This is a genomic window from Microcoleus sp. T2B6 (assembly GCF_036700475.1).
GTDB lineage: Bacteria > Cyanobacteriota > Cyanobacteriia > Cyanobacteriales > Microcoleaceae > Microcoleus.
Genome location: NZ_JAUBOZ010000104.1, coordinates 1,059 through 27,275 on the forward strand (window position 1 = coordinate 1,059; position 26,217 = coordinate 27,275).

At 47.1% G+C, this 26,217-nt stretch carries 32 protein-coding genes, 1 tRNA gene and 1 pseudogene; 23 read left to right on the forward strand and 11 right to left on the reverse strand.

Translation table 11 applies throughout. From position 1 onward, the window contains the following. Positions 1-449 precede the first annotated feature (449 nt). From QUA00_RS29910 to QUA00_RS29945, 8 genes are all read left to right on the forward strand, one after another. Positions 450-605 carry a hypothetical protein gene (locus QUA00_RS29910; protein ID WP_158307982.1) on the forward strand — a complete coding sequence of 52 codons (156 nt, stop codon included), beginning with the start codon at positions 450-452 and terminating at the stop codon, positions 603-605. Between the two features lie 12 nt (positions 606-617). Further along, on the forward strand, positions 618-2,696 hold the full coding sequence (locus QUA00_RS29915; RefSeq protein ID WP_333143084.1) for a CapA family protein: 2,079 nt from the start codon (positions 618-620) through the stop codon (positions 2,694-2,696). Positions 2,697-2,829: 133 nt separating this feature from the next. Continuing rightward, complete coding sequence (locus QUA00_RS29920; RefSeq protein ID WP_445305774.1) at positions 2,830-3,699, forward strand: aldose epimerase family protein; 870 nt, start codon at positions 2,830-2,832, stop codon at positions 3,697-3,699. A 68-nt stretch (positions 3,700-3,767) separates the two neighbouring features. Beyond that, positions 3,768-3,839, forward strand: a tRNA-Lys gene (locus tag QUA00_RS29925). A 192-nt stretch (positions 3,840-4,031) separates the two neighbouring features. Next, complete coding sequence (gene fba, locus QUA00_RS29930; protein WP_006633469.1) at positions 4,032-5,111, forward strand: class II fructose-bisphosphate aldolase; 1,080 nt, start codon at positions 4,032-4,034, stop codon at positions 5,109-5,111. Positions 5,112-5,377: 266 nt separating this feature from the next. Further along, complete coding sequence (locus tag QUA00_RS29935; RefSeq protein ID WP_333412121.1) at positions 5,378-5,554, forward strand: hypothetical protein; 177 nt, start codon at positions 5,378-5,380, stop codon at positions 5,552-5,554. Between the two features lie 173 nt (positions 5,555-5,727). Continuing rightward, on the forward strand, positions 5,728-5,985 hold the full coding sequence (locus QUA00_RS29940) for a hypothetical protein (protein WP_333412122.1): 258 nt from the start codon (positions 5,728-5,730) through the stop codon (positions 5,983-5,985). Positions 5,986-6,000: 15 nt separating this feature from the next. Then, on the forward strand, positions 6,001-6,366 hold the full coding sequence (locus QUA00_RS29945) for a type I restriction endonuclease (protein ID WP_333412123.1): 366 nt from the start codon (positions 6,001-6,003) through the stop codon (positions 6,364-6,366). 165 nt (positions 6,367-6,531) lie between these two features. Here QUA00_RS29945 and QUA00_RS29950 read toward each other — a convergent pair whose 3' ends face one another. Beyond that, positions 6,532-6,873 carry a DUF5615 family PIN-like protein gene (locus tag QUA00_RS29950; RefSeq protein ID WP_333031540.1) on the reverse strand — a complete coding sequence of 114 codons (342 nt, stop codon included), beginning with the start codon at positions 6,871-6,873 and terminating at the stop codon, positions 6,532-6,534. Positions 6,874-6,876: 3 nt separating this feature from the next. After that, positions 6,877-7,218, reverse strand: coding sequence for a DUF433 domain-containing protein (locus QUA00_RS29955; RefSeq protein WP_333389591.1), 342 nt, complete (start codon positions 7,216-7,218; stop codon positions 6,877-6,879). Here QUA00_RS29955 and QUA00_RS29960 point away from each other — a divergent pair. Genes QUA00_RS29960 through QUA00_RS29970 form a run of 3 tightly spaced genes read left to right on the forward strand, consistent with a single transcriptional unit; the run spans position 7,217 to position 9,201 of the window. Further along, positions 7,217-7,480, forward strand: a complete 264-nt coding sequence (locus tag QUA00_RS29960) for a hypothetical protein (RefSeq protein WP_333412124.1) — start codon at positions 7,217-7,219, stop codon at positions 7,478-7,480. The two genes, QUA00_RS29955 and QUA00_RS29960, sit on opposite strands and share 2 nt — an antisense overlap. Before the next feature lie 48 nt (positions 7,481-7,528). Beyond that, positions 7,529-8,245 carry a DUF6088 family protein gene (locus QUA00_RS29965; RefSeq protein WP_333412125.1) on the forward strand — a complete coding sequence of 239 codons (717 nt, stop codon included), beginning with the start codon at positions 7,529-7,531 and terminating at the stop codon, positions 8,243-8,245. 2 nt (positions 8,246-8,247) lie between these two features. After that, complete coding sequence (locus tag QUA00_RS29970; protein ID WP_333143078.1) at positions 8,248-9,201, forward strand: nucleotidyl transferase AbiEii/AbiGii toxin family protein; 954 nt, start codon at positions 8,248-8,250, stop codon at positions 9,199-9,201. Between the two features lie 471 nt (positions 9,202-9,672). Here the strand turns inward: QUA00_RS29970 and QUA00_RS29975 are convergent, their stop codons facing one another. Next, the gene (locus tag QUA00_RS29975; protein ID WP_333412126.1) at positions 9,673-11,049 is read right to left on the reverse strand and encodes an ATP-binding protein; all 1,377 of its coding nucleotides are present in this window, start codon (positions 11,047-11,049) and stop codon (positions 9,673-9,675) included. A gap of 205 nt (positions 11,050-11,254) precedes the next feature. Between QUA00_RS29975 and QUA00_RS29980 the strand changes: the two genes are divergently transcribed. The 5 genes from QUA00_RS29980 to QUA00_RS30000 all read left to right on the forward strand — a co-directional run bounded on the left by QUA00_RS29980 (position 11,255) and on the right by QUA00_RS30000 (position 13,688). Beyond that, a complete protein-coding gene (locus QUA00_RS29980; protein ID WP_333333545.1) occupies positions 11,255-11,836 on the forward strand; it encodes an RNA polymerase subunit sigma-24 in 582 nt (193 codons plus the stop codon). A gap of 378 nt (positions 11,837-12,214) precedes the next feature. Continuing rightward, positions 12,215-12,595 (forward strand): hypothetical protein, encoded by a 381-nt coding sequence (locus QUA00_RS29985; RefSeq protein WP_333412127.1) that lies wholly within the window; start codon positions 12,215-12,217, stop codon positions 12,593-12,595. Between the two features lie 268 nt (positions 12,596-12,863). Next, entirely contained in the window at positions 12,864-13,124 is a 261-nt protein-coding gene (locus QUA00_RS29990; protein WP_333412128.1) for a hypothetical protein, read from the forward strand. Continuing rightward, positions 13,117-13,536: a hypothetical protein gene (locus QUA00_RS29995; RefSeq protein WP_333143073.1), complete on the forward strand. Its 420-nt coding sequence runs from the start codon at positions 13,117-13,119 to the stop codon at positions 13,534-13,536. Before QUA00_RS29990 ends, QUA00_RS29995 begins: the two co-directional genes overlap by 8 nt. After that, positions 13,533-13,688: a hypothetical protein gene (locus tag QUA00_RS30000; protein ID WP_333287024.1), complete on the forward strand. Its 156-nt coding sequence runs from the start codon at positions 13,533-13,535 to the stop codon at positions 13,686-13,688. Before QUA00_RS29995 ends, QUA00_RS30000 begins: the two co-directional genes overlap by 4 nt. 2 nt (positions 13,689-13,690) lie before the next feature. Here QUA00_RS30000 and QUA00_RS30005 read toward each other — a convergent pair whose 3' ends face one another. Beyond that, entirely contained in the window at positions 13,691-14,026 is a 336-nt protein-coding gene (locus QUA00_RS30005; RefSeq protein ID WP_333287022.1) for a XisI protein, read from the reverse strand. Further along, positions 14,014-14,430: pseudogene (locus QUA00_RS30010) on the reverse strand (XisH family protein). The gene QUA00_RS30005 and the pseudogene QUA00_RS30010 overlap by 13 nt, the downstream one beginning before the upstream one ends. A gap of 306 nt (positions 14,431-14,736) precedes the next feature. On the opposite strand from QUA00_RS30010, the gene QUA00_RS30015 reads away from it, so the two are divergent. Both QUA00_RS30015 and QUA00_RS30020 read left to right on the forward strand, forming a co-directional pair. Next, complete coding sequence (locus tag QUA00_RS30015; RefSeq protein WP_333412129.1) at positions 14,737-15,033, forward strand: flavoredoxin; 297 nt, start codon at positions 14,737-14,739, stop codon at positions 15,031-15,033. 13 nt (positions 15,034-15,046) lie between these two features. After that, the gene (locus QUA00_RS30020) at positions 15,047-15,307 is read left to right on the forward strand and encodes a hypothetical protein (RefSeq protein ID WP_333143069.1); all 261 of its coding nucleotides are present in this window, start codon (positions 15,047-15,049) and stop codon (positions 15,305-15,307) included. A 38-nt stretch (positions 15,308-15,345) separates the two neighbouring features. On the opposite strand, the gene QUA00_RS30025 is transcribed toward QUA00_RS30020, so the two are convergent. The 3 genes from QUA00_RS30025 to QUA00_RS30035 all read right to left on the reverse strand — a co-directional run bounded on the left by QUA00_RS30025 (position 15,346) and on the right by QUA00_RS30035 (position 16,874). After that, a complete protein-coding gene (locus QUA00_RS30025) occupies positions 15,346-15,591 on the reverse strand; it encodes a type II toxin-antitoxin system Phd/YefM family antitoxin (protein ID WP_333412130.1) in 246 nt (81 codons plus the stop codon). A gap of 35 nt (positions 15,592-15,626) precedes the next feature. Further along, the gene (locus tag QUA00_RS30030; protein ID WP_333287015.1) at positions 15,627-15,842 is read right to left on the reverse strand and encodes a hypothetical protein; all 216 of its coding nucleotides are present in this window, start codon (positions 15,840-15,842) and stop codon (positions 15,627-15,629) included. A 330-nt stretch (positions 15,843-16,172) separates the two neighbouring features. Beyond that, entirely contained in the window at positions 16,173-16,874 is a 702-nt protein-coding gene (locus tag QUA00_RS30035; protein WP_333203674.1) for an alpha/beta fold hydrolase, read from the reverse strand. A gap of 152 nt (positions 16,875-17,026) precedes the next feature. Here QUA00_RS30035 and QUA00_RS30040 point away from each other — a divergent pair, with 152 nt between their 5' ends. Both QUA00_RS30040 and QUA00_RS30045 read left to right on the forward strand, forming a co-directional pair. Continuing rightward, complete coding sequence (locus QUA00_RS30040; protein ID WP_333143065.1) at positions 17,027-17,506, forward strand: NUDIX domain-containing protein; 480 nt, start codon at positions 17,027-17,029, stop codon at positions 17,504-17,506. 507 nt (positions 17,507-18,013) lie between these two features. Next, positions 18,014-19,732, forward strand: coding sequence for a hypothetical protein (locus QUA00_RS30045; RefSeq protein ID WP_333412131.1), 1,719 nt, complete (start codon positions 18,014-18,016; stop codon positions 19,730-19,732). 761 nt (positions 19,733-20,493) lie between these two features. On the opposite strand, the gene QUA00_RS30050 is transcribed toward QUA00_RS30045, so the two are convergent. Beyond that, on the reverse strand, positions 20,494-21,231 hold the full coding sequence (locus QUA00_RS30050) for a class I SAM-dependent methyltransferase (RefSeq protein WP_333412132.1): 738 nt from the start codon (positions 21,229-21,231) through the stop codon (positions 20,494-20,496). A 7-nt stretch (positions 21,232-21,238) separates the two neighbouring features. After that, positions 21,239-21,436, reverse strand: coding sequence for a hypothetical protein (locus tag QUA00_RS30055; RefSeq protein WP_333143062.1), 198 nt, complete (start codon positions 21,434-21,436; stop codon positions 21,239-21,241). A gap of 586 nt (positions 21,437-22,022) precedes the next feature. On the opposite strand from QUA00_RS30055, the gene QUA00_RS30060 reads away from it, so the two are divergent. The 3 genes from QUA00_RS30060 (at position 22,023) to QUA00_RS30070 (ending at position 25,474) form a co-directional block, all read left to right on the forward strand. Beyond that, positions 22,023-24,566 (forward strand): mannose-1-phosphate guanyltransferase, encoded by a 2,544-nt coding sequence (locus tag QUA00_RS30060; RefSeq protein ID WP_333412133.1) that lies wholly within the window; start codon positions 22,023-22,025, stop codon positions 24,564-24,566. Positions 24,567-24,603: 37 nt separating this feature from the next. Next, positions 24,604-24,750 (forward strand): hypothetical protein, encoded by a 147-nt coding sequence (locus QUA00_RS30065; RefSeq protein WP_333412134.1) that lies wholly within the window; start codon positions 24,604-24,606, stop codon positions 24,748-24,750. A 166-nt stretch (positions 24,751-24,916) separates the two neighbouring features. Then, a complete protein-coding gene (locus QUA00_RS30070; protein WP_333412135.1) occupies positions 24,917-25,474 on the forward strand; it encodes a single-stranded DNA-binding protein in 558 nt (185 codons plus the stop codon). A 150-nt stretch (positions 25,475-25,624) separates the two neighbouring features. On the opposite strand, the gene QUA00_RS30075 is transcribed toward QUA00_RS30070, so the two are convergent. Continuing rightward, positions 25,625-25,972 (reverse strand): hypothetical protein, encoded by a 348-nt coding sequence (locus QUA00_RS30075; protein ID WP_333262928.1) that lies wholly within the window; start codon positions 25,970-25,972, stop codon positions 25,625-25,627. Between the last annotated feature and the right edge of the window lie 245 nt (positions 25,973-26,217).

Consider the following 26,217-nt stretch of genomic DNA (forward strand, 5'->3'; position numbering starts at 1 on the left):
GTCAAGGCTCAATCTCAAATCTCAAATCTCAAAGCGAAAGCTCTAAAGCGACACTCAAACAGCGACAATAAAAACAGGCTCTGCCTCAGAAATCTCGCTCTTTTCTACCTCAACTCCCCCAGAAACAAGAGTGTTTCGACTTTTGTTCTGGTTCCGAGTACCCTGTGTCAACTCAATCTAAAATCTAAAATCTAAAATCTAAAATCGATTGTTCGATCGCCCCCTAACGCCGTCAAGGCTCAATCTCAAATCTCAAATCTCAAAGCGAAAGCTCTAAAGCGACACTCAAACAGCGACAATAAAAACAGACTCTGCCTCAGATATCTCGCTCTCTTATGTCTCAATTCCCCCAGAAACCTCTTGTTGGGAGGTTATTTGTACCCCCCAGTACCCCCTCTGAACTCAATCTAAAATCTAAAATCTAAAATCTAAAATCGATTGACTGGAGTGTGATAAAAATCACTGACAGCAGGCAGCCCCTAAATGTAGAAAATGGTGGCGGCCAACAACTAGCTTCAAAACGGGCAGCGGAACCTGTGGCGGTTAAGCTAAAAGAATTGCGGTTCCGTTCAAAACAAATTGGAGTCATCGCTCGTGCGTATTAAGGAGGCTAATTGATGGTGTACGCAGAAAATTGGTCGCAGCCGTCTATCTTGGAACTAGCGCGATCGGGCAACTTTCAAGCCCTGAATTACTGGATTGACAGCTTGCTGCGCCCCGAAGGGATTTATGCCCGCGTCGAACAGGCTCAGGCCGGCTGCGTCCAAATCATCGTAGAATTCCAGCGCGAATTTGCGCCAGATACTACATTACTGGGGAGCACTCTCCGGGAAGGCTTAGTCAAATTTATTTGCCACCAACTCTGGAGACTCAACTCGCCAGCAGTAGAAGGAGTGCGAATTCACGCGCGCTTGGCTGGGGATGCAGACATTCTCTGGAAACAGTCAGTGCGAATTGTGACTCCGGCAAACCGCCAGCGGCGGCGTTACCGTTCCCTACCGGTCGTCGATTGGGTTAAATTTAAAACGTATCGTTCTCTGCTGCTAGTGGGATCGGCACTTGCCTCATTTATTTTAGGGTGTTGGGTCAGCTACCACGAAGCTCTGACCCTGCAGTCAGTATCTCCCGTATCCGGCTACCAGCAAGCTGCTGTAATTTCGGGGCCGCCTCCAAAACGTGCGGATACGGTGCAAGCAGCCTTAGAAGTAGTACCAGTAGTACAGCAAAAGCAAGTTGCTAATCCTTACGACCCAACAGTAACGCTGATGTTCGGAGGAAATGTGAATCTATCGGATGCGCTCGGAGCATCTGCTGCCAACGATCACCAATGGGCTTTCGCCAATATGGACGAGTACCGGCAAGCAGATGTGGCGATGGTTAACCTAGAAAACTCCCTGACTCGCTCTACATTGGGCTCTGGCAAAAAACAATTAAATTTTAAAGCCGATCCAGAATCGGTGAAAGTATTAACAGCCGGAGGAGTGGATATTGTCAATCTGGCAAATAGCCGCGCTATGGATTACGAGGAACCGGGGCTGGTGGAGACTATGAATACTCTAGATAATAGTGGGATTCAACACCTGGGAGCCGGCAGAGATATTAAAGAAGCGAGGCGTCCAGATATTATTGAAGTTAAGGGTCAGCGGATTGCCTACCTCGGTTATTACGATGCCGAGCTTAACGTCGCCGACCAAGGGAAAGCGGGCACTAATCCCCGCCGCAACAATCGCGTGGCCGAGGATATTCGAGCTCTTAGGGGTCAGGTAGACTGGATTATTGTTAATTACCACTGGGGAGTCGAATTGGCAGATTATCCGGGGGACTGGCAGATTGATTTGGCTCGGTTCACGATCGACCAAGGAGCTGATTTGGTAGTGGGACACCATCCCCAGGTACTGCAAGGTGCAGAAATTTACAAGGGCCGCCCGATAGTTTACTCGCTGGGTAATTTTATATTCGGCCCGAATGCTCGCAGGGATTACGATACCGCAGTCCTGAAAGTATCGCTCAAAGACAGGAATATGAAGGTAGAGTTTCTGCCTGTGGAGGTGAAAAAGTTTCAGCCGAAGGTGGTGAAGGGAGCAGCAGCAGATCGCATCCTCAAACGCGTCGAGCAAATTTCTAGTATTTTCGATCGACCGATGCCATCTTCTGTAGTTCTCGATTCCCTAGTCCAGCCAGGATCGGCATCAAAAACTCCAAATTCTCCCTTGCCAGGAGCAGCCAAGAGCGGTACATACCAGCCCGGGCGAGGTTCCGGGGGAGCCTCCGGTGAACGCAATCAGCAAGGCCCCGGACAACCCAAACCTACTTTGATTTTGCCGGCTTTGCCGGCTGCGCCCCAACAGCCGGACAACTCCTCATTTTTCCCGAACGGGACGGGGCCTGCAATTGAATCAAACCCACCTCCGAATCAAAATTTGCCCCCGCGCATCTACCCCACTCAACCTCAAAATCCCAGCCGGGAACCAGATCCGTTTACAAAAGAGCCATTCATCAAAGAGCCGTTTATTTCGCCCCCATCTCCCAGTCAAGGAGCAGTGCCGAGTCCCCAAAGCTATCTTCCCCCCAGTCGGCCAGTATCTTTTGAAGTCGCACTCAAAGGGCAGCCGACCTCAGCGATCGTTCCAGCTACCAGCAGCAACCGCTCCAAGCAGCGGATCGCCCTGCCCCCTATAGCTAGGAGCATTGGTTAGCCGGTGGCGGCCGGAGCGAGGATGCCGGGGAGGATAGGGGCGGTAATGGGTGAACATCAACATACTAGCGACCAATTATTAACGATCGATTTACTGACAACCAATGATCAATGACCTACTACCAATGACAAATGTGTTTGCGATCGCGCTCAAGCAAAAGCAGTACAAAACCTATATCCTCTCCGACGAAACCGCTAACTCTACTCTAGAAGTTGTGCCGGAACGGGGCGGTATTGCCACTAGCTGGCTGGTTGAAGGCAAAGAAATCTTCTATTTGGACGCGGAACGGTTCGCCAATCCCGATCTAACTGTACGTGGCGGGATTCCCATCCTGTTTCCCATCTGCAGCAATCTCCCCGATAATACTTACACCCACAAGGGAGTGGAGCGTAAGCTCAAACAGCACGGCTTTGCTCGAGACTTGCCTTGGACAATAGGCGAACAAGTTACCGAGGGTTGCGCCGCCCTTACCCTGATTCTCGACAGCAGCGACAAGACGCTGGCTGTTTATCCCTTTGATTTCCAACTAGCCTTCACATATCAGATTAAAGGCAATTCTTTGGAAATTTTTCAGCGATACACCAATCTGTCTGCCGAACCCATGCCGTTTTCTAGTGGTTTGCATCCCTACTTTTTGGCGCCGGACAAATCTAAGCTCCGCTTTGAGATTCCGGGGATGCAGTACAGAGATCACAACACCCACCAAAAGGGTTACTTCACTGGGGTTTTTGACCCGACGCTGGATGAAATTGATGTTTCCTTTGACGAGCTCACTGGTCTTGCTGCTACTGTCACTGACGCGGCGACCGGCTTGCGGCTCACCGTCAGTTACAACTCCAGCTATGGGAAGTTGGTTTTCTGGATGGTGAAGGGCAAGGATTTTTACTGTTTGGAACCTTGGACTGCTCCTCGAAATGCCCTCAACACTGGCGAACACTTGATTTATTTGCAGCCGGGAGCGACTTGCGAGATGCTGGTTCGCATGACTGCAAATTTTATTTAACAAAACACTTGCTATTTCAAATGAGGGGTGCTACTATTAGAAATTGTGTGCGGTAACAATGTTTTCGCGGGTCGCTAGCTCAGCGGTAGAGCATTCGGCTTTTAACCGATTGGTCTCGGGTTCAAATCCCGGGCGACCCATAAAAATTTGTGAGTTAAAAATTTTGAGTTTTGAGTGGAATGCTTGGAACTCAAAATTTTGTTTGTTGAACTTTTTAGTAAATCTGGAAAGATAGTGCGCGATCGGTGGCAAATTGTCTTAAGATTATCGTAAGAATTGAGCTTGTCCAAAATTCACTGCCCAAAAATCACAAATAATTAGGAGGAATATCTATGGCGCTTGTACCTATGCGATTGCTGCTCGACCACGCGGCTGAAAATGGTTACGGCCTACCGGCTTACAACGTCAACAACATGGAGCAAATCCAAGCGATCATGCGCGCTGCTGACGAAACCAACAGCCCTGTGATTCTGCAAGCTTCTCGCGGCGCTCGCTCCTACGCTGGCGAAAATTTCCTGCGCCACTTGATTTTGGCAGCAGTTGAAACCTATCCTCACATTCCCATTTCCATGCACCAAGACCACGGCAATGCCCCCGGCACTTGCTATTCTGCCATGCGCCAAGGTTTCACCAGCGTCATGATGGACGGTTCTCTGGAAGCGGATGCTAAGACTCCCGCTAGCTACGAGTACAACGTTCAAGTTACTCGCGATGTGGTGAATGTTGCTCATTCGATCGGCGTTAGCGTTGAAGGCGAACTGGGTTGCTTGGGTTCTCTGGAAACAGGAATGGGCGAAGCAGAAGACGGCCACGGCTTTGAAGGTGCGCTTTCTCACGATCAGTTGCTGACAGATCCTGAACAAGCTGTGGATTTCGTTGAGCAAACCGGCGTTGATGCTCTAGCAGTCGCGATCGGCACTTCTCACGGCGCTTACAAGTTCACTCGCAAGCCGACTGGCGAAATTTTGGCAATCAGCCGGATTGAAGAAATTCACCGCCGCTTGCCGAATACTCACTTGGTAATGCACGGTTCATCTTCTGTGCCCCAAGAATTGCTGGAAATCATCAACAGCAACGGCGGCAAAATCCGCGAAACCTACGGCGTACCTGTGGAAGAAATCCAAAAGGGCATCAAGTGCGGCGTTCGCAAGATCAATATCGATACTGACAACCGTTTGGCGATTACCGCTGCGGTACGCGAAGCTTTGTTTGCGAAGCCCGATGAGTTTGACCCCCGCCACTTCTTGAAGCCGTCGATCAAGTATATGCAGAAGGTTTGTAGCGATCGCTATAATTCTTTCGGTTGCGCCGGTCACGGTACAAAGATTAAGCAAGTGTCTTTGGATGATTTTGCAGCTAAGTATGCTAAGGGCGAATTGAGCTCTTCTGCTAAGAAGACTGTGGCTGTTTAAGAATTTTAGGTTTTAGATTTTAGATTTGTCTGAGGTCTAAAGTTAGGATTGCCGGGTAGCTTTGAAGTTGCCCGGTTTTTGTTTTTGGAACTTTATCAAAAATTGGGTTGAAAACCCCATCCTTTTAGAATGACTTTTTCTTGCCCTGAGTATATTGTATTATCAGAGCAAGAAGAGAGTTTAAATCCCATTGCGGGGAAAAGTGAATTGCAACTTATATCGAACTCAGGTTAATATTAAGTAAGCAACAGTTGAGGATGTAATTTATGAATAGTGATTTGTTTCGCAAGATTACTCACACACTCAAACAGCAATTTCCGAAGGCTACTGATGAATCTCTGATGCAAAAAGCGCATGAGATGTATGAAGCTGAAATGCAACGAAGGTCAACGCTTTCTGGAGCTGAAAAGCTTCGCGCAAAACTTGAAGACAAACTTCTTTGAAAATTTTATTGGGAGAAACTGTCTGATCGTGACGCTGAAGACACCATATTTACTATCATTGTGTAAGTCCTATTTGCAAAGATTCTGCTGCGGCGATCGCAGTATCCCTATTTTTGATTACAATGAAGCTAATTTTCCTTGGAAATTCAACGGTTTGAATCAAAGGTGAACGAATGGCAAAGGTTATTGCAGTTACAGAAGCCATTAAAAGCCTGGCTGAGGCTGAATCAAGGTTGAATTTGAGCCGAACTGAGGATGAGGCTTTTTTTACCGAGTGGCAAACCCAATTGCCAAGTCTCAGCGATTCTGAACAGACTGCTTTGGATACGCTACGACGCAGATTGCTATATCATAGGGCCGATGGAGAATTGTTAGAAGGGGCAGTGACTTTGCTGGTGGCATCACCTTTGTTAGAACTGGCGGGATTCTAAGATCCACCTTTCAGGATGAAGGCTGAAGCTGCTATCGAAATTGCGATCGATGATGGGGAAGAAACCCTGCGCGGACGAATTGATATTTTGATTTTGCCTTGGCAGCTTTGGGTAATGGTTTTGGAGTGTAAGAAGACTACGATTGCGACGCGATCGGCATTACCCCAAGCATTAGCATACATGATGGCAAATCCTGATTTGGATAAACCGAGATTTGGTATGTTGACCAATGGCGATGATGTGTTGTTTGTGAAACTCAGGGTTCAACCTACACCCAAATACGGGTTATCGCGGGCATTTTCGATTTATAGTGTGCGAAGTGAATTGCGATCGGCTTTTCAAGTCTTGAAGCATTTAGGGCAAGGCATCACTACCGTTTAATACCAATTCTCGCCTCCAGAAAGCAACAATGATGAGTGTTGGCTTTGTTTCCTGAAAGACTGTATGCACCGGTGCGTCGCTGGGAGATTGTCGCTATGATTGAGGATTTTTGAGAGCGCCGCACCCTACAGCTACTGTTGCATGAGTGTTGAGAATTACTATAAGTTAAGGGGAAGGGCGCACAACACGAATTAGTTTACCTTGCAAAGATTCTTCTGCTGTAATAGCCGCGTTGATTCGGTTAGCCAGCGCTTCCCAATTGCGATCGTTCGTACAGGCGATAATGCCAGCATGAAGGGGCTGTATCCGATGCAGCCGAAAGAAATCTTTACGGTTTTCGGTAATGACGGCACGTTTTTCGCTAGTAGCAAAAGCTAAAACATCCGGGTCAGGAATTTTCTGATTCGCTCTGCCTGCTTCTTGGACAGTCAAAACATCATGTCCTAAAGCTCTCAGTAATTCTACAACAGGATAGGGGTATTGCTCATCGGCATAGAGACGTGCCATCTGCTACAAATCCTCGTCCATCACTTCATCGTTTTCCCGAATTTCTGTTTCAATTTCATCGGAGAAAGCTTCGGCGTATGCCCAAGCGTTAGCAATATCAGTCGCAGATAGCGATAGATAGCTTGTGAGTAAATCAGCTTCGCTGTAGCCAATGCGACGAGCTTCTACAAGTCCCCAAACGGTGATGCGAGTTCCAGCTATGCACGCACTCCCGCCACAAACATCAGGCGTTTTTTCAATACCGCGCCAAGGAGTAATTTTACCTTGAGATAGGAGTTGAACGACTTGAGCTTTTTCGTCGTCAGAGAGTGCCAGCAGTTGAGGCTCTAATTCTTTTAGCGTCATGGCAAACAATGGAATTGCGACTACCGATCATTCTATCGAACCGATCGCCCCATTTACCCGATCGCCCATTGTCACTCCTCGTAATTTGGGTGAAGCGCGGGGAATGCAAGCAACGGTTGTATCAATTACACTGCACGGGCGATCGCCCTCCCCATACGCTTGCTTTGACAACTCAAGCTTTGAAATGTTCTATGGTACTATAACGCAGCAGATGATCCAGGTTATTTGTCAAGTTTTTTCCCACAAAAACTTGACAATTTAGAAAGTGGTGAGAATAATGGGATTAAAAGCCTGACCTGGGATTCAAGAGATGAAAAGGAGTCAAGTCAACACAGCAGAGTTAATTCGCAGACAGATTGAGGAACGGGGAGAAGGCTATTGGCGGCACTCTGACTTTTCTAACCTGCCGTCAACTGCGGTCAGCAAAGCACTTTCCCGAATGGCGGAAAACGGAATTTTGGAGCGAGTCAGCAAAGGACTATACTATCGATCGCGCCCGACTCGATTTGGTCGCAGTCGTCCCTCTCCAAGCGATATCCAAAAACTGCTGACAAAACAGAACTTGCATCCGGCTGGACTGAGTGCGGCTAATTTATTGGGGTTTACCACTCAAAACGCAATTCAAGGTGAATTTGCTACCTCAGCGAACAGTGTCCCCCGCACTATAATTGGTTCTCGCGCCCGACTCCACACTCGCAGACCTGAAACTTGGAATCGCTTAGAAGCAACTGATGCAGCAATGCTTGATTTTTTAAGGTCTAGGGGTAAGTTGAGCGAGTTGTCTCTGACGGAGACTAAGCAAAGGTTGCTAGACTATTTTCGAGAAGGATCTCGCTTTGAACGTTTGCTTGCAGTTGCAGATGCGGAACCGCCGCGAGTACGAGCTATGCTGGGTGCGATCGGACAGGAACTCAGAAAGAGTGTTAAAGAGCTAGAAAAACTCCGAAAAAGCCTAAATCCAGTCTCTCGGTTTGATTTTGGTAAATTCAGCAATCTGAGTTATGCCAAGGAGTGGCAAGCCGAGTGAAAATGTTTGAACATCCTGATTTCCGCGATGCTGTCATCGCAGCTAGGGAACATTTCGATCGCTTTGGACTCACCGAACAATTCATCGAGAAAGATTACTATGTCACCTCGGCGCTGCGAATTGTGGCGAATCAGTGGCGTACTCAAGTCATTTTTAAAGGCGGAACCAGCCTCTCGAAGGGGTGGAAAGTGATAGAACGATTCTCGGAGGATATCGATCTGTTTTTGAACAAACAGGCATTCGTTCCTCCCCTTGGTGCAAACAGAATTGACAAAGAATTAGCAGCAATCGAAAGTGCTGTGGGAGAGCATCCTGCTTTGACGCTAGAACCTGATTCGTCCAAGCGGAAGCGGGGGGTTTTTCGCAATAGCTATTTCAGCTACACTCAGCAATTTTCGGGCAATCAGGCGATCGCCAATCGTGTATTCTTAGAAATGGGAACTCGCAGCGGCACTTATCCTACGCAGACTGTACAACTGTCTTCCTATGTGGCTGAATTTCTGCGTGAAATTGGGCAGAGTCTTGATACTGAAGATGAATTGCCTTTCTCTATGCTATTGCTGGACTTTCGGCGTACCTTTGTTGAGAAACTGTTTGCAATTCACTCTAAAGTAGTGAAGATTCAGCAGGATGGGCAATCAATTGGAATCTACGCCAGACATTACTACGACCTGTTTTGTTTAGCTCAAAATTCCGAAGTGCGCCAAATGTTCCAAACTGATGAATACAGCCAGATTAAAGAGGATTGCGATCGCATTAGCCGCGAACACTTCCCAGATTATCAGCCGCCGTCAGCGATGAATTTTTCCAACAGTTCGGCTCTCTTCCCAACAGGAGAACTGCGTCAAACTATTGCTAGAGAATACGAACAGCAGTGCGGTAGACTCTGCTATGGAAATTATCCATCATGGGGGGAAATTGAAGCTTGTTTTGAAGAATTTCGCGATCGGCTTTGACTGTTGAGCCTGAAGCATATCGTTGGTTATAACTGAGATGTTGCACCATTCTCAATTAGCCGTAGGGGCGGGTTCGCCAACAGCCTTAAAGCTTGCAAATAGGTTCTATAAACCCGCCCGACCCCACGAAAAATCCTCTTATTGATATTGCTGCAAGATGCCAGTTATAACCCAATACGGTTCAGTTAAGCTCGATCCCCCCTAGCCTAGGGCGGGCACTCTTGACACCGCCCCTACGAAGGGGAGTAAGCTGTTCGGCATTTAAAGGACTTGCGTAAGGTGCGTCAGCATCTAAGGTTTTCCGTTTCAGCGTAAGGGTTCGCTTCTGACGCACCCTACTAGCCTCGTTACTGGTTTAAATGCTCCACAGCTTAGGGGGTGGGACAAGAAATTACTCTTGCGTCCCCCAACAATCAGGGGGATTTAGGGGATCTCGCCCGGAATAAATAGTTTTAACCCAAGCGTATTGGGTTATAACCCTTTGATATATTCCCTGATTACTGGCGGCAGAGTGTAAAAATTTGCTTGTTGTTCTATCCAGGAGCGCCGCGATAGAGATTGCAAGGCATTTAGCAAATCTGAAGCCGGAATTCTGTCATTTTCTAGCAATTTTGCCCGGTTGATGGGCTGGCTTTCTTTCGCTAACAAGGAGATTACTTGTTTTTCTAGTTCGGATAGGCGATCGAACTGTTGCTGTAAAACATCTTTCAAATCTTCCGGCAACAATATCGTATCATTTGGTAATAACTCTGTCACGCCTCCTCCCAAGTCTTGAATCAGATTCGCCACGCTTTTTAACCATAGGGGGTTGCCTTGGTAGCGATGAATGAGTGCTTCACTGTTGTCGCTTTCTTCTAACCCATAATCTCTGAGTATTTCCCGTCCGGCGGCGATGTCTAAACCTTGGAGTTGTAAGGTGCGAATAGAAGTATTTTGGCTTTTAACTTGAGTCACTTCTCTCGGTTGTTCCCAACCGATTAACATACAGCAGCTTTGATGGGATAATTTTTCTATTTGTTTGAATAAGGTGCGATATTCTTGGGATTCTGGTTTATATTTTCCTGCAAATTCGCCGCTACAGAAAAGGTGGTGAACGTCATCTAAGACTATTAAACAGCGATGGTTTTGTAAATACTTAATCAGCGGTAAGGGTTTCTGGTTTGTTGGGGATGAATCTTGTTTTTCGGAATGGGAAAAAAGCTGTATTAGGTTAGATTTAAATTTTTCTAGGGTGGGGAATTCGTCTAGTGTGTACCAAACTGCGTACTCAAACTCGTCTTTAATTTGTTGTACGAGTTGTACTGCTAGGGATGTTTTGCCGATACCGCTGATGCCGGTGAGGGTGATGAGGCGGCAGTGTTGTTGTAGAATCCAGGTGGTGAGGGTTTGGAGTTCGGGCGTGCGATCGAAGAAATCACCCAACTCCGGCATTTCGCTTAAATCTTGATGTAGAGTTTTGGTTTGTTTTGGGTTAGCTGTTTCCTGATTTGGTGGCTGTGAGTTTGGTACTTCTGGTGGGTGTCTAGCTTGTCCGCAAATGTTGAAAATACTGCTCACTACAACATCTTGTGCAAAGTTTACGACATTAGAGTTTTGCAACCTCTCCATTGTGGAGCGAAAATTCGATTTACTGACTTTTTCCCCAAACTCTTCTGAAAGTATCTGCCATAATTCCGATCCGATTTCCCTGATGCGACTTTCAGAACAGTTAAAATCTTTTGCTATTTCTTTGTATGTCTCGCGTTGTAAAGTTCCCCGCAGTACCGCTTCCTGTAAATCGTCAAGGTGCTGACCTGTTTTCTCGAAAACTATGCGATCGGCGACATTTAACATTTCTTTAAGATTCATCTGGCAGGGAGATGCGAGAGTTTTGTGTATTGTAGCTCACAACTGCCAACATTTTCGTACATTTTCGTACATTGTTGTACAAACCTAGATTAAAGTAAAAGTAAAAGCGAGGGAGAATTGGCGGCAAAATAGAACTTTTTTGGGCTAGACAAACCTTGAATTTATTAAGGATAATGGAACAAGTATTAAAAGGATAAAGTGATTTATGAATTGGGAAGATTTTGCCAGCAAAGCAGGTGAAGAAGTTGTAGAAAATGTTGTAGAAAAAACTATGGGAATTAATGGAAATACAGTCAAAACAGTCAAAGCGGTTGCAGAAACTGGTGCTGCGGTAGGTGCGGCTGCCAGTGCTGCAACAGGGTTGACTGTTGCAGCAACTTCAGGAGCAGGAATTACTTCGGGTTTAGCAGCAGCAGGTGGTGTGGTTGGTGGTGGTATGGCGGCGGCTCCTGCGGTATTAGCAGCAGGCCCTGCTTATCTGGGGGCAAAAATAATGAATGAAACTTTGTTCAAAGAGCAATCGAACTTGTCTGAGGAAGAGAATGATGCTCGTGCAGCGGCAAGAACAGCTACAAACATTGGGGCTGCTGCTGGTCTAGTTGGTGCTGGTGCTGTAACGGTAGCTGGCGGTGCCTCTGGTGCTGCAATTATGGGCACCCTTGCGGGTATCGGTGGCGTTGTCGGGGGAGGCGCAATTGCTGGTACTGCCATAGTTGCTGCTGCACCTGTTGCTGCGGCGGCTGCTGTTGGATACGGAATATATAAACTGTTTGGAGGTAAAGGGTAAAGATAGTTAGTTCAGTTTGAATTAGTAGGTTGGGTTTCCTGTTGCAACCCAACCTTCATCAGCGTTTAGTCTGGCTTTAGTATTTCCTCGCACCTCGCAGCAAATAGCAGAAAACTGCGAGCAATTGAGAAGGTAAGCTTGGCTATGTATATGCAGCAAATATTACAGCGTTGGGTTATAGGTTCTGTTTCGTAGCTTTGGAGTATACGGATGTTTGGTTGGCTATCTGAACTATTTAATTGGTTTTTCAGACTATGGAATCGGTTGGATGATAAAACGAAAGGTAAAATTATAGAGGAAGTTGTCAAGTCATTTGAAAAGCTGCTTCGTTCTTTTTATGGTTCGTGGAAAAATCGGCATACCAAGTGAGAATAAGTGATGAGTAATTTTAAGGAACTTATGGATGAGATTGAGCAATCACCTACTCAATCAGTGATGAGTAATTTTAAGCAATTTATGGATGAGATTCAGCAATCACCTACTCAATCACTGCCAGAATCTGATTTAACTCTTCCATCCCTTCAAAGGGCTTTAACAGCAGGAACTTTCCTTATGTTGACGCCATTCTCATTTTCCAATAATGAAAAGCAAAAATTCTCAGAAGAGGTGTCGAGCTTAATTCAGAATGAATCTTTTTTATCTGACTTCAGCAATCAAATTGGTGAACCTTTGGAGCAGGAATCTGAAGATGACTTCGTGAAACGCGGTAGCAATAGGTTAAGAAAGATGCTTTATGATAGATTTGGCATCAAAGGTTGAATGGATATAATGCTCAGGTCTGTCGAAGTAGTCGCAGCATAACTTAGTGCGATCGCCCACCAAGCATATTCTATTAACCCTCGTGTTACTCAACCTCTTTTTCCACTCACACTCTGAGCCATTTTCACCATTTCAAAGGGCTATGGTTGCACTCCCGGCGTGAAGCGTAGCTATCCAATAAGGAATCGTCCGAGCAAAAAAAGGCCGATCGCCATTAAAACACGAGTTTAAAGGCTAAAATAAATGTATGTAATCTTAAACAAGCGATATGCCACTCAGCGAGCTTTTACCCACCGTCGATCAATTATCTCATCAAGATAAACTGCGACTCATTCACTTTCTCCTACTTGCAGTTGCCAAGGAACAAGGATGCAGCCTAGAACCGGCTGAAGATACTAATTCAGAAAATGTACTTCTGAATCAACTAGCATCAACGAGTGCAGTTGTATGGTCTCCACAGGCCGATCGAGAATCAGTTCAAGCATTATCAGAACTTCTACTTGCCGCCCAAGAATCAGCTCATGCTTAATAGTCAGCGATTTCCATTTATAGAGCGAATTGATAGCCTAGGGCGATCGAGTATCATGCCATATTTGCCAATCACTCTCTCCAACGGCAGCAACTCCGTAGAAGTGATGGCATTGTTGGATACGGGTGCAAGTGTCAACGTTTTGCCTTATCAGATTGGTCTACAACTAGGGGCAACATGGGAACAGCAAACCGTTCCTATTCAATTGAGTGGGAATTTGGCTCACAGTGAGGCGCGGGGATTGGTGCTTTCGGCTACAGTTGCTCAGTTTTCGTCGCTCTTGCTGGCATTCGCTTGGACTCGTTCGACAGATGCACCTGTAATCCTTGGACACCTCAACTTTTTCTCGGAGTTTAATGTCTGTTTTTTTCGTCACGAGTTAGCTTTTGAGCTTTACCCAAGAGAAAAATGAATTGTTTAAGCAATATGCGATCGCCCTTTCTTGTTTCTGATGAGATATCGCCTAAAATGAAAGGGCGATCGCCCTTTGTTTTTTCTGATGAGCGATCGCCCCATCACGCATCAAGAGCGATCGATGTCTGCAACCAAAAGCATCAACGTTAGTTTTAACTCACTGCAAATTCTGTGAACTGACGCATATAAGGTGGATGAAACCCAACCACAATGTCCGACTTCGGCACACCTATATTAACCAGCTCTTGCCCTAAATCGATTTCTGTTCCATTCTGCTGAATCCAGATTTTGTCATCCTTAATATCGAGATGTATAGGACAACCGTAAACTCGCTGTTTGTTATCCCAACCCACTCGAACAACTTGATAATGATTGTGTTCTGTGTCAAAAACAACTTGCACATCCACTTCTCCATAAGAAGGCTTGTAGGCAGCATATTTCGTGAGAATTTGTTTGATACAATCCCGATACTTTTCTATTTTTTCCATAAAACTATTACCTCTTCTTCTACGTCATAAACCAATAATTTTAACTGGTAATCTTCCACAACAGCGGTTGTAAATTCTCGCTTGAAGAAATCGTTATACGCCGTCAAAGGAATTGCCAAAAATAGCTGACGTTGGGGGTCTTTAAACTTGAGTGCTATACGGTAGTTGATAAATTGTCCAACCGCTAAATGAAAATCTGTTATCGGTGAAGTATTCAAAAAGCTCTTGATTTATACAGCAATTTTCTCGCCCTGCCGTTGGGCTGCCAGCAGACGTTCCGCCCCCAGATCGATTAACATATCAACTCCACCCACACTGATGGAAAGTGGGTCATCTGTAATCTGCCAACCGTCCTTTTGCAACGCAATCTTCACAACATCATGAAATTTATCCTTTGCTGACATAAAGCCCTGATGACAAACAATTATAATTATAGTGGCATTAATTGAGATGTGTGAGTGCAGTTCAAATTGTTGACTCACCAAATCAAACCTCGCGTGCGAGATCCCTCTCGTAAGGTTTGTCCAAGAGAGTGCGATCGCCCTTCACAGCAAATACTAAACAGTGCGATGATTGTACAGAGTGCGATGCTTGAGTTAAACAAAAGATCGATCGCCCTATGGACAAAGATTTCTGCTAAAGTATAGCGCGTACTTAAATCAAACAGCCTACACTTGTGGAAAGTATTCCACACGAGCCCTTAGTAGTTCGTGGCGGTCGTAATCGCAAGCGAAGATATTAAACGCAGCACGGCAACTCACCCCAGCGGTATCACGGGAATTTCTGTAGAATGTGCAGTAGGATTATCTGTAGCAGAGTTAGCAGAGACAATCCCTCATGGACAAGTTGGTGTGACCACAGTGGGTGAGGTTCGATCGTCCGATGGAGATGTCATCCGTACTTCTGGCCGGAGCCCAAATCATGCAACATTAACTGGTTTAATACCAGAACAAGTAAGTCTGCTGCTGACACCCACGATTCCTAATCCATCACAACAATCATCCTAAGTAAACTAAAAATATGAAATATCCCAGAATCTTTGTAGATTTTCATAATGCGGATGAACAAGGTCGCCTTCGCCTAAATTGCGTTGGTACGATTGAAGATTTGAGTCGCCAAAATATTAAGTTGGAAGATGGTCAATTGCTAGCATTGTATGACGAAGAGTTAGAAGTCGATGGCGTAGTGCAATATTCAGAAGAGGAAAGTCTTTGGGTTGCAGTAATTGATTGGAAGCAAATTAGGCAGGTAGAGGATATGCTTGTTCAAGCAAAAGTCTAGTGCGATCGCTAGCTAAATGCGGGTATCAAGTAAAAGTTTCATTCCAAAACTTCCCACAGTTCAGCGACAGGAGCAATTAAATCTCCTAATATTTCACCGCTTCCTTTCATTGCACCAAAGGTGGGGCGTTGAGCTTGGGTGGTCGCAGGATAAATAATCACTAATGCTTTTCCTTCATGGATGACGGTTAGAGGGGTTTTGGTACGTTCGACCTCTATAAGTAGAGTCTGGAGGGTTTGAGGTAATTCAGTCGTGGTAATTTGTGCCATTTGTTGACCTTTCACAATCTTATTCTATTTCTACTATGATAATGCGAGGATTAGACGGAAAGCGATGCTTGAGTGAAAAAAAAACGCTCGCCCCTCACACCAAATACCAAACACTGCGATGATTCTACGGAGTGCGATCGCACATAATCATCATCCCTAATTTGCGATCGACCTCCCGCATCAATTCTCAACAAAGCATCAGGCTGAAATTCGTTATCTGCGTCCAAGCGCACAGTAGCATTTTCGCCCAATTCCACCCCAGCCAACGTATAATTTGATTGTGTGGTTCGCCGTGACTTCTGAATCTTACCGATGATGCCACATAAAATATTTTTTTAATCTATTCAGTTAGCCATAAAAATTCAAGTAAACATAGCATCACGGGAGCGAGTTTTGTCGCATTAAACTCGCTCCTAAGCTGTTCTGCATTTAAACTACACAGTCAAAATTTGATAAAGTTCTTGTGGGGTGGGCGTCTCGCCCGCACAAAAAATGCAATTTAGATGTAGAACAGCTTAATATCAAATTTTAACTAAATCCGCCCCTTAAACCTTCTGCTTCTTCCTTCGCGTCCTTCGCGTCTTCGCGGTTCATTTCTAACGCAAATATTCAATCCAAGCCGGCAAAACCTCCGGCGAACCGTACCACTTCCCCGGAGAACGAGGCGAATGCCAAACCCCCTCCAACACCAGATTTTCTGCCCCATCCAAAACAGCAGCTTCCACCGGCGTAATTCCATCTCCCCAAGTTTCGCCCTTCCCCACAGTCAATTCGTAACTTTTATAAGCCAGCCAAGTCCCAAAACCGCGCTTGCCAAAAACAGCCTTCCCAGCAGCGCACACGTAGCGCACCTGCGGGTGAAAAGCCCCCGGATAGTGAATTTTCACAAAATCTAGATTTTTGCGCGTCCAGCGCTCTTGAGAGACGTGCGGCGTGCCTAAAGTGATTAAAGTATTCACATAAGGGTGAGCTTCCCACAAACCCGCATCCTCAAGCACGTCGCCGTGAATCGTGTAAGGCTTTTCGCCCAAATAGATGCGAGAAATCCAGCCGCCGGCGGAATGACCGACGAGATTGATCTGCGGAACGCCGTATTGCTGTAACATTTGTTTGACCGTGCGATCGAGCTGTCGCAAAATTGGCACCATCGACCGCCCGCCAAAAGTCGGCAACCAATCTCCCTTGCCCAGAGGCACTGTTACTGTTGGGAAACCTCGATCGACCAGAGACTTTTCTAATTCGCGATAGTCGGAAGCAGCAGCAAAATATCCTGGTAAAATCACGGTTGGTAATGGCATCGTCAATTTTAGATTTTAGATTTTAGATTTTAGATTTTGCGGCCGGAGTGCTACGATCTGTTTTTCAAGTTCAAAGACACTTGCCGAAGCATCCTTTGGATTGCTAACATCTGCCACTCGTTAAACCTTTTGCTTAGGGAATATCTACTTCTATGGCTCGCGAGCCGATTCAAACATGGTATTTTACCCTAGTTGTCGTTCACTTAGAAGACCGTTTTCTACTGGTACAAGAGCGCAAGTACGAGCAGCAGTGGTATCTGCCAGCAGGGCGAGTGGAAAAAGGGGAGACTTTGCTCGAAGCTGCTATGCGTAATACCTTTGAGGAAGCGGGCATTTCCATCATCGTTGAGGGAATTCTCCGGGTAGAACACACAGTGATGCCTAGGGGCAATGTGCGCCTCCGAGTCATTTTTGTTGCTCGTCCAGAAGATAAGACGCCGCCCAAGAGCAAGCCGGATGAGCATACTTTGTGCGCTGGCTGGTATTCTCTCAAGGAATTAGACCAGTTGTCGTTGCGGGGAGAGGAAGTTCGGGAAATGTTTCAATATATGGCAAGCGGCGCTCCAATTTATCCCATCGACTTGCTCACCATCGAGGGAGCTCCTTTTAAAAATTACCGCTATCGCTGGTGAATCCATCGATTTTGGATTTGGGATTTTGGATTTTCGATTTGAGACTTCGGCGTGAGTGCGATCGCCCTTACGATTTTAGATTTACTTGCAGCGCAGTGAATCAGGGAGCAGGAACTTTAATTTACAATTTGTAGAATCGACCCTGACGCTAGTGTCGGGGGCTTGTACTCATTTTGGGGCGGGGCTACCGAGGGACTGCGGGCTGGGCTGACAGCCACTCGATCAGTTTTTTGATGGCGTAACCGAATTGGAAACGCCGATCCATCGAACTTGTCGATCGTGTTTAATAAATTTGGTTCAGTTTCGGGCCCATGAATTTTCATCAAGGTCGATCGGGCAACTGCGAGGGCGATCGTGCTAAAATTATACCTTTGAATTCCCAACATCTCCTCATTAAAACGAATTTACACTCAATCACAACCACAACAATATAAATTACCAATCCCCCAATCACTCAATCTCCCAATCCCCCAATCTAAAATCTAAAATCTAAAATCTAAAATTTAAATGACTGACTCTTCCTCCCTAGCCAACACCCTTTCCGAACCGCTGCGCCAGCCTTTTTGGTGGGCAGCCCTAGCTTCTGTGGGCCTTCACGGAGTCCTCGGAGCAACCGCCCCGACGCTCTCAAACATAATTTATGGTGGAAATTCCTCAAAAAATATCCCCGGTTCTGTCGGCTTAGTAGAACTAACTCCCGCAGAAGCCGGCCGCCTGCCACAAACCATACCACCGAAACCGTCTAATACGCGATTTACGCCATTTTCGATCGCACCAGTTCCCCTTCGGCCAGGGCCAAAGTTAGCCCCGCCCTTGCCCCCCGCACCAGATACCATCAACTTGCCCGCCATGCCGCCGGGGATGCCCCCTCCTGGATTCTTTTCGCCTCTGCCTCCTTCCCCTCTCCCGCCCTTCACGGCCCCAACAGCCCCACCACCTCCCAAAACTCCATCCCCAACAGTCAGAGCCCCCTCCCAGCCAATACCCACTTTCGTCCCACCCGTACCTCCCAGCGGTTTTCTTTTCCCGCCCTTACCTGGTAATTTCGATCCCAATATCCCGCAACCACCCTCGCTGCCAGAACCGCCCCAGCTTCCCGGCGGCGGCTCGGAAGATGAAGCAGAGGCGCTCAAAAAGATCATAGCCAGTAGAGGCGGACTCCCACTATTTCCAGACGGAGCTCCAGTCTTTACCCCGGAATTCCCAATTGGCAGGAATGTGGGACCCGATGGAGTACCAAAATTGACTCAAAAAGATCCCAATAAAAGGAATCTCATCGCAGAAACTCCCGAAGAAAGAATCAGGAGACAACAATTTGAAGAGGGACAGCGACAGCTAGGACAGTCCGGCCAACCGGGTTCAAACTCATCCACCGACACAGGGGCACAGCAAACTGCGTTTGTAACTAACTATCGTGCTTTGTTTGACAGATTCCAAAAGGCTTATCCTGACTTGGAAATGACAGCCCCGACTCCTGTGCCTGTCCCTTATCCCGTAGCAGCTTGTTCGCAAAAACTCCAAGGAAGAGCAGTTTTTGGAGCAGTTGTCAGCCCTCAAGGCTTGCTCAAGGCCGAGCCACAGCCGATCGTCCCCACGGGTTACGGTATTCTCGATAATGCGGCTAAAATTGCGATTATTAGCCCTTCTCTAACATTTGAAGCTGCCAGCACGCACAAGCTTTACCAACTGGCTGTCGAGTTTAAGTACGACGAAAAACTTTGTAGTGGCATTCCTGTCACCCCAACCAGGCCCAACCCACCAGGCCAGTCGCAGCCTGCGCCCGCCCAGACAGCGCCCAGACCACCAGGTCAGCCGCCCTCCCCCCCAGCGCCTACTGAAGTGAAACCGCAGTTTGAGAAGCCGCCGGCCCCCTCCACCAAACCGCAGCCAGGGGCCCAACCGTCGCCGCCCGCACCCAAGCCCGCGACTCAACCGTCGCCCTCGCCTGAACCGAAACCAGCGGCGGAACAGTCGCCTTCTCCTCAAGCGCAACCCGCCGAAGAGTCCCCGCAGCCCGAAGCTGCGCCATCTCCAGCCGCCGAAGTGTCTCCGCAGCCCCAAGTGTCGCCATCTCCGGCCCCGGAAGTGTCACCATCGCCGGAAGCTGCCCCATCTCCTGCCGCCGAAGTGTCACCATCTCCGGCCCCGGAAGTATCGCCATCTCCGGCCCCGGAAGTGTCACCATCGCCGGAAGCTGCCCCATCTCCTGCCACTACCGAAAATTAATTGGGCATCGGTAATTGGCAATCGGTATTGTAAAACTTCATTAAGTTTCTCGTCAAAGATAGTCAGGAGTAGTATATGCTGACTGATCAGAAGGATTTGGACTGCCCAAGCAACCGCTTTCAACGCGGCATGAATTTACGAGCCACACCTATCACTCATCCAGCTAGCCGATTGGCAAACACATCCACAGAGGTTTGTACAAAACCGCAGATGGTTTGTTAATTAATGCGCTCCGTGAATGGGTATTACACGATCGTGGCAAAAGCACTCCCAAAAGCATTGAGCAATGGGATAGGGAGCTGCGTAGCTGGGCCAATGCGGGTCAATCCGCTCAAAGTAAAAGTGAAGGGGGAGGGGCCGAAGGCCTCCCATGTCATTTAATAGATGACTATACTTTTACCAGCTATGGGAATGGGTAATATCTGACATCTTGCAGCAATATCAATAAGAGGATTTTTCGTGGGGTCGGGCGGGTTTATAGATCCTATTTGCAAGCTTTAAGGCTGTTGGCGAACCCGCCCCTACGGCTAATTGAGAATGGTGCAAGATCTCAGTAATATCCAATATGCTTGCTTCACTGTTGTGAGTTAGTAGTTAGTAGGGTGCGTCAGCTTGAATATTTGTTGCTTCTCCAACTAATTTCAACTTGCTGACGCACCTTACTTTCTCCACTAAGAATCAAGTTGTTTTTCGTTTGCCAAACCCGGCTTTGGACGATTGAAATTTTGACTACAAAGCTTATTACCTATTCCCTTAACCTCTCAATTGTATTGAACTTTATACATTTGAAATAAGTCGCCACTTTGCTTTTTTACTACCTTAGCGCCAGCAGCTTTAATCATTTTTTCCCAATCTTCTATTGTCTCTAAAAATACTTCGCCGGCTCGATAAGTTTCCAAAATTGCCCAATCTTCTGCTAAAGGAGCGTTGGGGTTGAGGACATCAAAAACAAAATGACCACCCGGTTTTAGAACCCGCTTTACTTCTCCCATGACAATACTCCAATAGTCTAGGGGATAGTAACAGCTAAAGCCTGTAGCGAGGCATAAATCGAACTGAGCCTCTTCGTAATTTAACTGGTGAGCGGGGGCCCATTCTACGCCTTTGAACAGCTTAGAATTGAGCTGAGGGCCGCGAGCGTTTAAGGCGTCTCGCGCTGCGCTGCTGATTTCTTGACCGTAAAAATATGCTTCCCAATCCCGCCAAGGGTAGATGAGAAAGCTGACTCCGCAGCCAATGTCTAAACAGCGCTGATTTTTTTGAGGTTTGGCAATTTTCCAGAAGGGAGAAACTGTTTTTGCTTGGAGAGTTCCTGCAACCGATTCTAGGAAAATCGGCATTGCTTCGACTTCTTCTGGTAAGGCGAAAGCTTCTCCTCGGTATTCGCGATCGAATCGAGAAGCGACTTGCGACAGTAAGACTTGCCAGCTATCTGATTTTCCTTTAGCAAACCAAGTCTGCTCCTGACCCGCTACTGGGCGATCGGACTTTTTAGACATTCTTGAATTACCTTTTAGAAGCTTTGAGAGCTTTTGTAAAGTTTTGGCGGTAAGGCTTATTAAAAATTAACGCTGGCCAGAGCAGCGAGAGCTTCAGGCGATTTGTAAAACTTCTGTCGAAGTTAGTGCGATTGAACCCATTCCAAAATTTCCAAATACCGCCGCCGTAAGCGATCAGCAATGCCAAGCTAATTAACGTACTCATTTAAAAAACCCCTAAGCAATGGATAGGATTTTGGGTCAGCTAGTCAAAGCGCTACCCTTAATCTATCATTTATCAGACGCCAAAGCGCACCGATCCCCGTAATAATTCCACCTTCACAAAGAGACTTCAAAATCCCCGCTGGCGACAAACTTAAAAATAACACCCCCGAAATAGCTTTCACTGAGCAAGCCAGAAGGGACTTCTGCCAAAAGCCGATGATTCTGAGGGCTTATACCATTGAAGAATTGAAGAATTGAAGAATTGAAGAATTAAAGAATTGGGAATGACTGATGAGATAAGGGTTTCGAGTACGGGCCTACAGTTGCATTCTGTTTTTTAACTGATATTACCCAACATCCCCTACAAATCCGAGCTCGACCGGGGGATTGGTGCGATGCCGCAAGTTCTAATTCGGTTGAAATCGGTTGCTGTTGGGGGACGGCCAAGCCCAACGGGATTTCACAGACGTGTCACTACTCGAAGATAATTAACTAAGAACTGATAGCTCGCGGCCGACGAATTACAGCAGGCAAACTTTTTCTAGCGGACAATAGCGGTAGAGAGCTTTTTAAGCAAGGAGGATTTTATGCGTGCAGTGCTGATGGCTGGGGGATCGGGAACGAGGCTCAGACCCCTGACGTGCGATTTGCCCAAACCGATGGTGCCGATTCTGAATCGCCCGATCGCAGAACACATTATTAATTTGCTAAAAAGGCATCAGATTACGGAAATTATTGCGACGCTGCACTACCTTCCCGATGTCATGCGCGAATATTTTACTGACGGGGCAGAGTTTGGCGTTCAAATGACTTACGCTGTGGAGGAAGACCAACCGCTGGGTACGGCTGGTTGCGTCAAAAATATTGCTGAATTGCTCGATCGCACTTTTCTGGTCATCAGCGGCGACAGCATCACAGACTTCGACTTAACCGCAGCGATCAAATTTCACCGCAGCCAGCAATCCAAAGCCACGTTAATTTTAACTCGCGTTCCCAACCCGATGGAATTCGGGGTCGTGATTACCGAGGAAAATTACCGCATCAGTCGCTTTCTGGAAAAGCCTTCTAGCAGCGAAATTTTCTCCGATACTATCAATACCGGCATTTATATTTTAGAACCCGAAGTCTTGGATTACCTGCCGACACATCAGGAGTGCGACTTCTCCAAAGACTTGTTTCCCCTGCTACTGGAAAAAAACGAGCCGATGTACGGGTACATCGCCGAGGGTTACTGGTGCGATGTCGGCCAGCTAGATGTTTACCGGGAAGCTCAGTACGACGCGCTGCGGGGAAAGGTCAAACTGGATTTGAGCTACTACAACGAAGTTCGATCGGGACTTTGGGTAGGTCAGAATACTTTTATTGACGATAGCGCGATCGTCGAAGTACCGGTCATGATCGGCAACAATTGCCGAATTGGAGCCCGAGTTAAACTCGATGCAGGTACTGTGATCGGAGATAACGTGACAGTCGGGGCCGATGCCAACCTCAAACGTCCCATCGTCTGGAACGGAGCAATTGTCGGCGAAGACGCTCATCTGAGGGCCTGCGTGATTTGCCGGAGTACGCGCGTAGACAGGCGCGCTCACGTCCTAGAAGGTGCTGTCGTCGGTTCAATGTCGATCGTGGGAGAAGAAGCACAAGTGGGGCCAAGCGTGCGCGTCTGGCCGAGCAAAAATATTGAATCCGGCGCTCTGTTAAATCAAAATTTAATTTGGGGAGAACAAGCTAAGCGGAATTTGTTCGGTCAGCGTGGCGTTCAAGGACTGGCAAATGTGGATGTTACCCCGGAATTTGCAGTAAAATTGGGCGCGGCTTATGGCTCGACTTTGAAACCCGGGACTGCGGTATCGGTTTCTCGTGACCAGCGGAGCATTTCGCGGATGGTTTCGAGGTCTTTGATTGCGGGTTTGATGTCGGTGGGAATTAATGTGATCAATTTGGAATCGACGGCAATTCCGATCGCGCGCACGGTTTCGTCTACGATATCAATTGCCGGCGGCATTCACGTTCGCATTTCGCCCGATCGCTCCGACCACATTTTAATTGAATTCTTCGATATCAAAGGCATCAATATTACTAAAGGAGCTGAGAAAAAAATCGAGGGGGCTTATTTTAAGGAAGATTTGCGGCGGGCTCTAATTCCCGAAATTGGAGAGATGACGTACTTTAACCAAGCTCTTGATGTTTACAACCGCATTTTTGAGCGGCAGATGAATGTTGAGGCGATACGCTACAGCAATTCTAAGGTGGTAATCGATTACGTTTACGCGGTTTCTGGAGCAATTCTGCCCCAAATGCTCGCCAAGTTCGGCTGCGATGCGGTGGTTCTCAATGCCAGTCTCAAGCAGACTTCTCTAAGCAACGGGGAACGGGAATATTTGCTCGACCAACTTGGCCGGGTGGTGAAAGCACTCAGCGCTAATTTTGGAGTGCAGGTATCGGCTAACGGCGAACAGCTCATTTTGGTAGATGAGTCTGGGATAGCGATTCGCGGCGAAATGCTGACGGCGTTGATGGTAAATTTGATGCTGACTTCTCATCCCAAAGGTACAGTAGTAGTGCCGGTTCATGCGTCTTCTGCGGTGGAGGCGATCGCCCGACGCTATCAAAGCAAGGTAATCCGCACGAAGGCGAACCCAACTGCTTTGATGGAAGCTGCTAACAGGAACCCGAATGTGGTTTTGGGCGGCAGCGGCCTTATGGGTTTTATTTTCCCGCAGTTGCATCCCGGATTTGACGGAATGTTCTGCATTGCTAAAGTGATAGAAATGATGACGATTCAGGAGCGATCGCTCGGACAGATCAAGGCGGAACTTCCCCGCATCACCCACCGCAGTTACAGCGTCCGCTGTCCTTGGACTATCAAGGGTTCGCTGATGCGACATTTAGTAGAAACTCATTCGCCCGATCGTTTAGAATTATTAGATGGAGTGAAGATTTTTAACTACAGCGACGACAATTGGGTATTAGTTTTACCCGATGCTAGTGAACCAACCGTTCATATCTTCGCCAACAGTGAGGATCGAGATTGGGTATCTGAAACGTTGAAGGAGTACCGCGCCCTCGTTCACGATTTTGTCAGTCAAGCCGAGGCGGCGGTTCTCCAAGATAAATTTGGTAACGTGTAAGCTGTGGAGCATTTAAACCAGTAACGAGGCTAGTAGGGTGCGTCATTCGCGAACCCTTACGCTGAAACGGAAAACCTTAGATGCTGACGCACCTTACGCAAGTCCTTTAAATGCCGAACAGCTTAATCGGGAATTGGGCATTGGCCAAACAGGGCATTGGGCATTGGCAATGGGGAATTGGTAATGCAAAAGTAAAAAAATAAAATGCGTTATTTTAAGTTTTACCTTTTTACTTGAAAGTTCATGCCCAATTCCCAATCCCGAATTCCCTGTTTGGTCAATTCCCAATTCCCGATGCCCAATTCCCGATGCCCAATTCCCAATGCCCAATTACGCACAGATAACAACAGATGAATAGCTGCATTTTGATGGCGGAAATAATTCAACAACCGCAACTACGTTATACTCCTGACAATCAACTTCAAATCGCTGAGATGTTGGTGCAGTTTCCCGGCCCAAAACCCGAAGATCCACCCGAACATTTGAAAGTGATAGGATGGGGAAATTTTGCTCAAGAAATTCACGAGAAATATCACGAGGGCGATCGCGTGATTATTGAGGGACGGCTGAGCATGAATACGATCGAAAGAGATGGTATTAAAGAAAAGCGCGCTGAACTGACAGCTCAAAGGATTTACAGTGTCGGCGCCGATGCCATGAGTGCGGCTCCCCCAGCTAGAACCGCCCCGGAACCGGCTCAAATTCGCGACAGCGCCCCGGCTAATGTGCCGAGCAATGTAGTACCTTTAGGCTCGCACAAGCGCAGTTCTAACAGCGCTCCAGGCGGCGCTAACCGCACGTCTAGTTCGGATTGGAACTCGCATCAGTCTTCAAATTCTGAGTCCGATCGCCAGTCGGGTTCGTCTAACGAACCGGAAAATCCCGATTACGATCCGATTCCATTTTAAAAATTAGGGTGCATCACTTTACAACTCGACTGTTCGATCGAAAGTGACGCACCTTAATTTAAGAGCGATCGCACGTCAGGAAAAAAAGGGCGATCCTCTTCGAGGGCTGCGCTAACGAATTTGGCTGAACTACGAGCTAAATTGCAAATTTTACAGCTTGATCGTCACAACTTTTTTCTTGCTTTTTTCGTCGCGCAGCACGACGGTATTGTAGGGTGATGTATCCGTCCCCAGCGGAATTGGCAGCTTAAAGCTGCTGCTCTTATGCTTAACTTCGCCTAAATCTATGCTTTTCGTTATATTGCCATCTGTTGCCAGATAAGCGCTAAGTTCGCCTTTATAATCTTCAATCAAAAAGTCTCTGAAGAAAAGGACTTCCCCAGGACCATCGACATCGATAGCAAGGATGACCGTACCGCTAAACGTTGCGCCTTTTTCTTCTTCATCAACCGTCGCCATTTTAATTTCCGAGGGGTCTTGACCGGACATATCTGGCATAAATTTTTTCTCCTGAGCAAAGCGCAATAATTAACAAGAAGCTTACCTGACGCTAGGGGCGATCGCAAAACTCTTAGGACGTATTTCTGCATCGGTCTTGCTTCTCTCTAAGGTTAGAGAAGCCCGCGATCGCGCATTATACCACCAATTATCTCAATTCTTGAATCAGTAAGGAATGAGAATTAAATAACTTCCACTCTTGAAAGTGGGATGGGCGTCCCGCCCGTCCAAAAAGGACGGGCGGG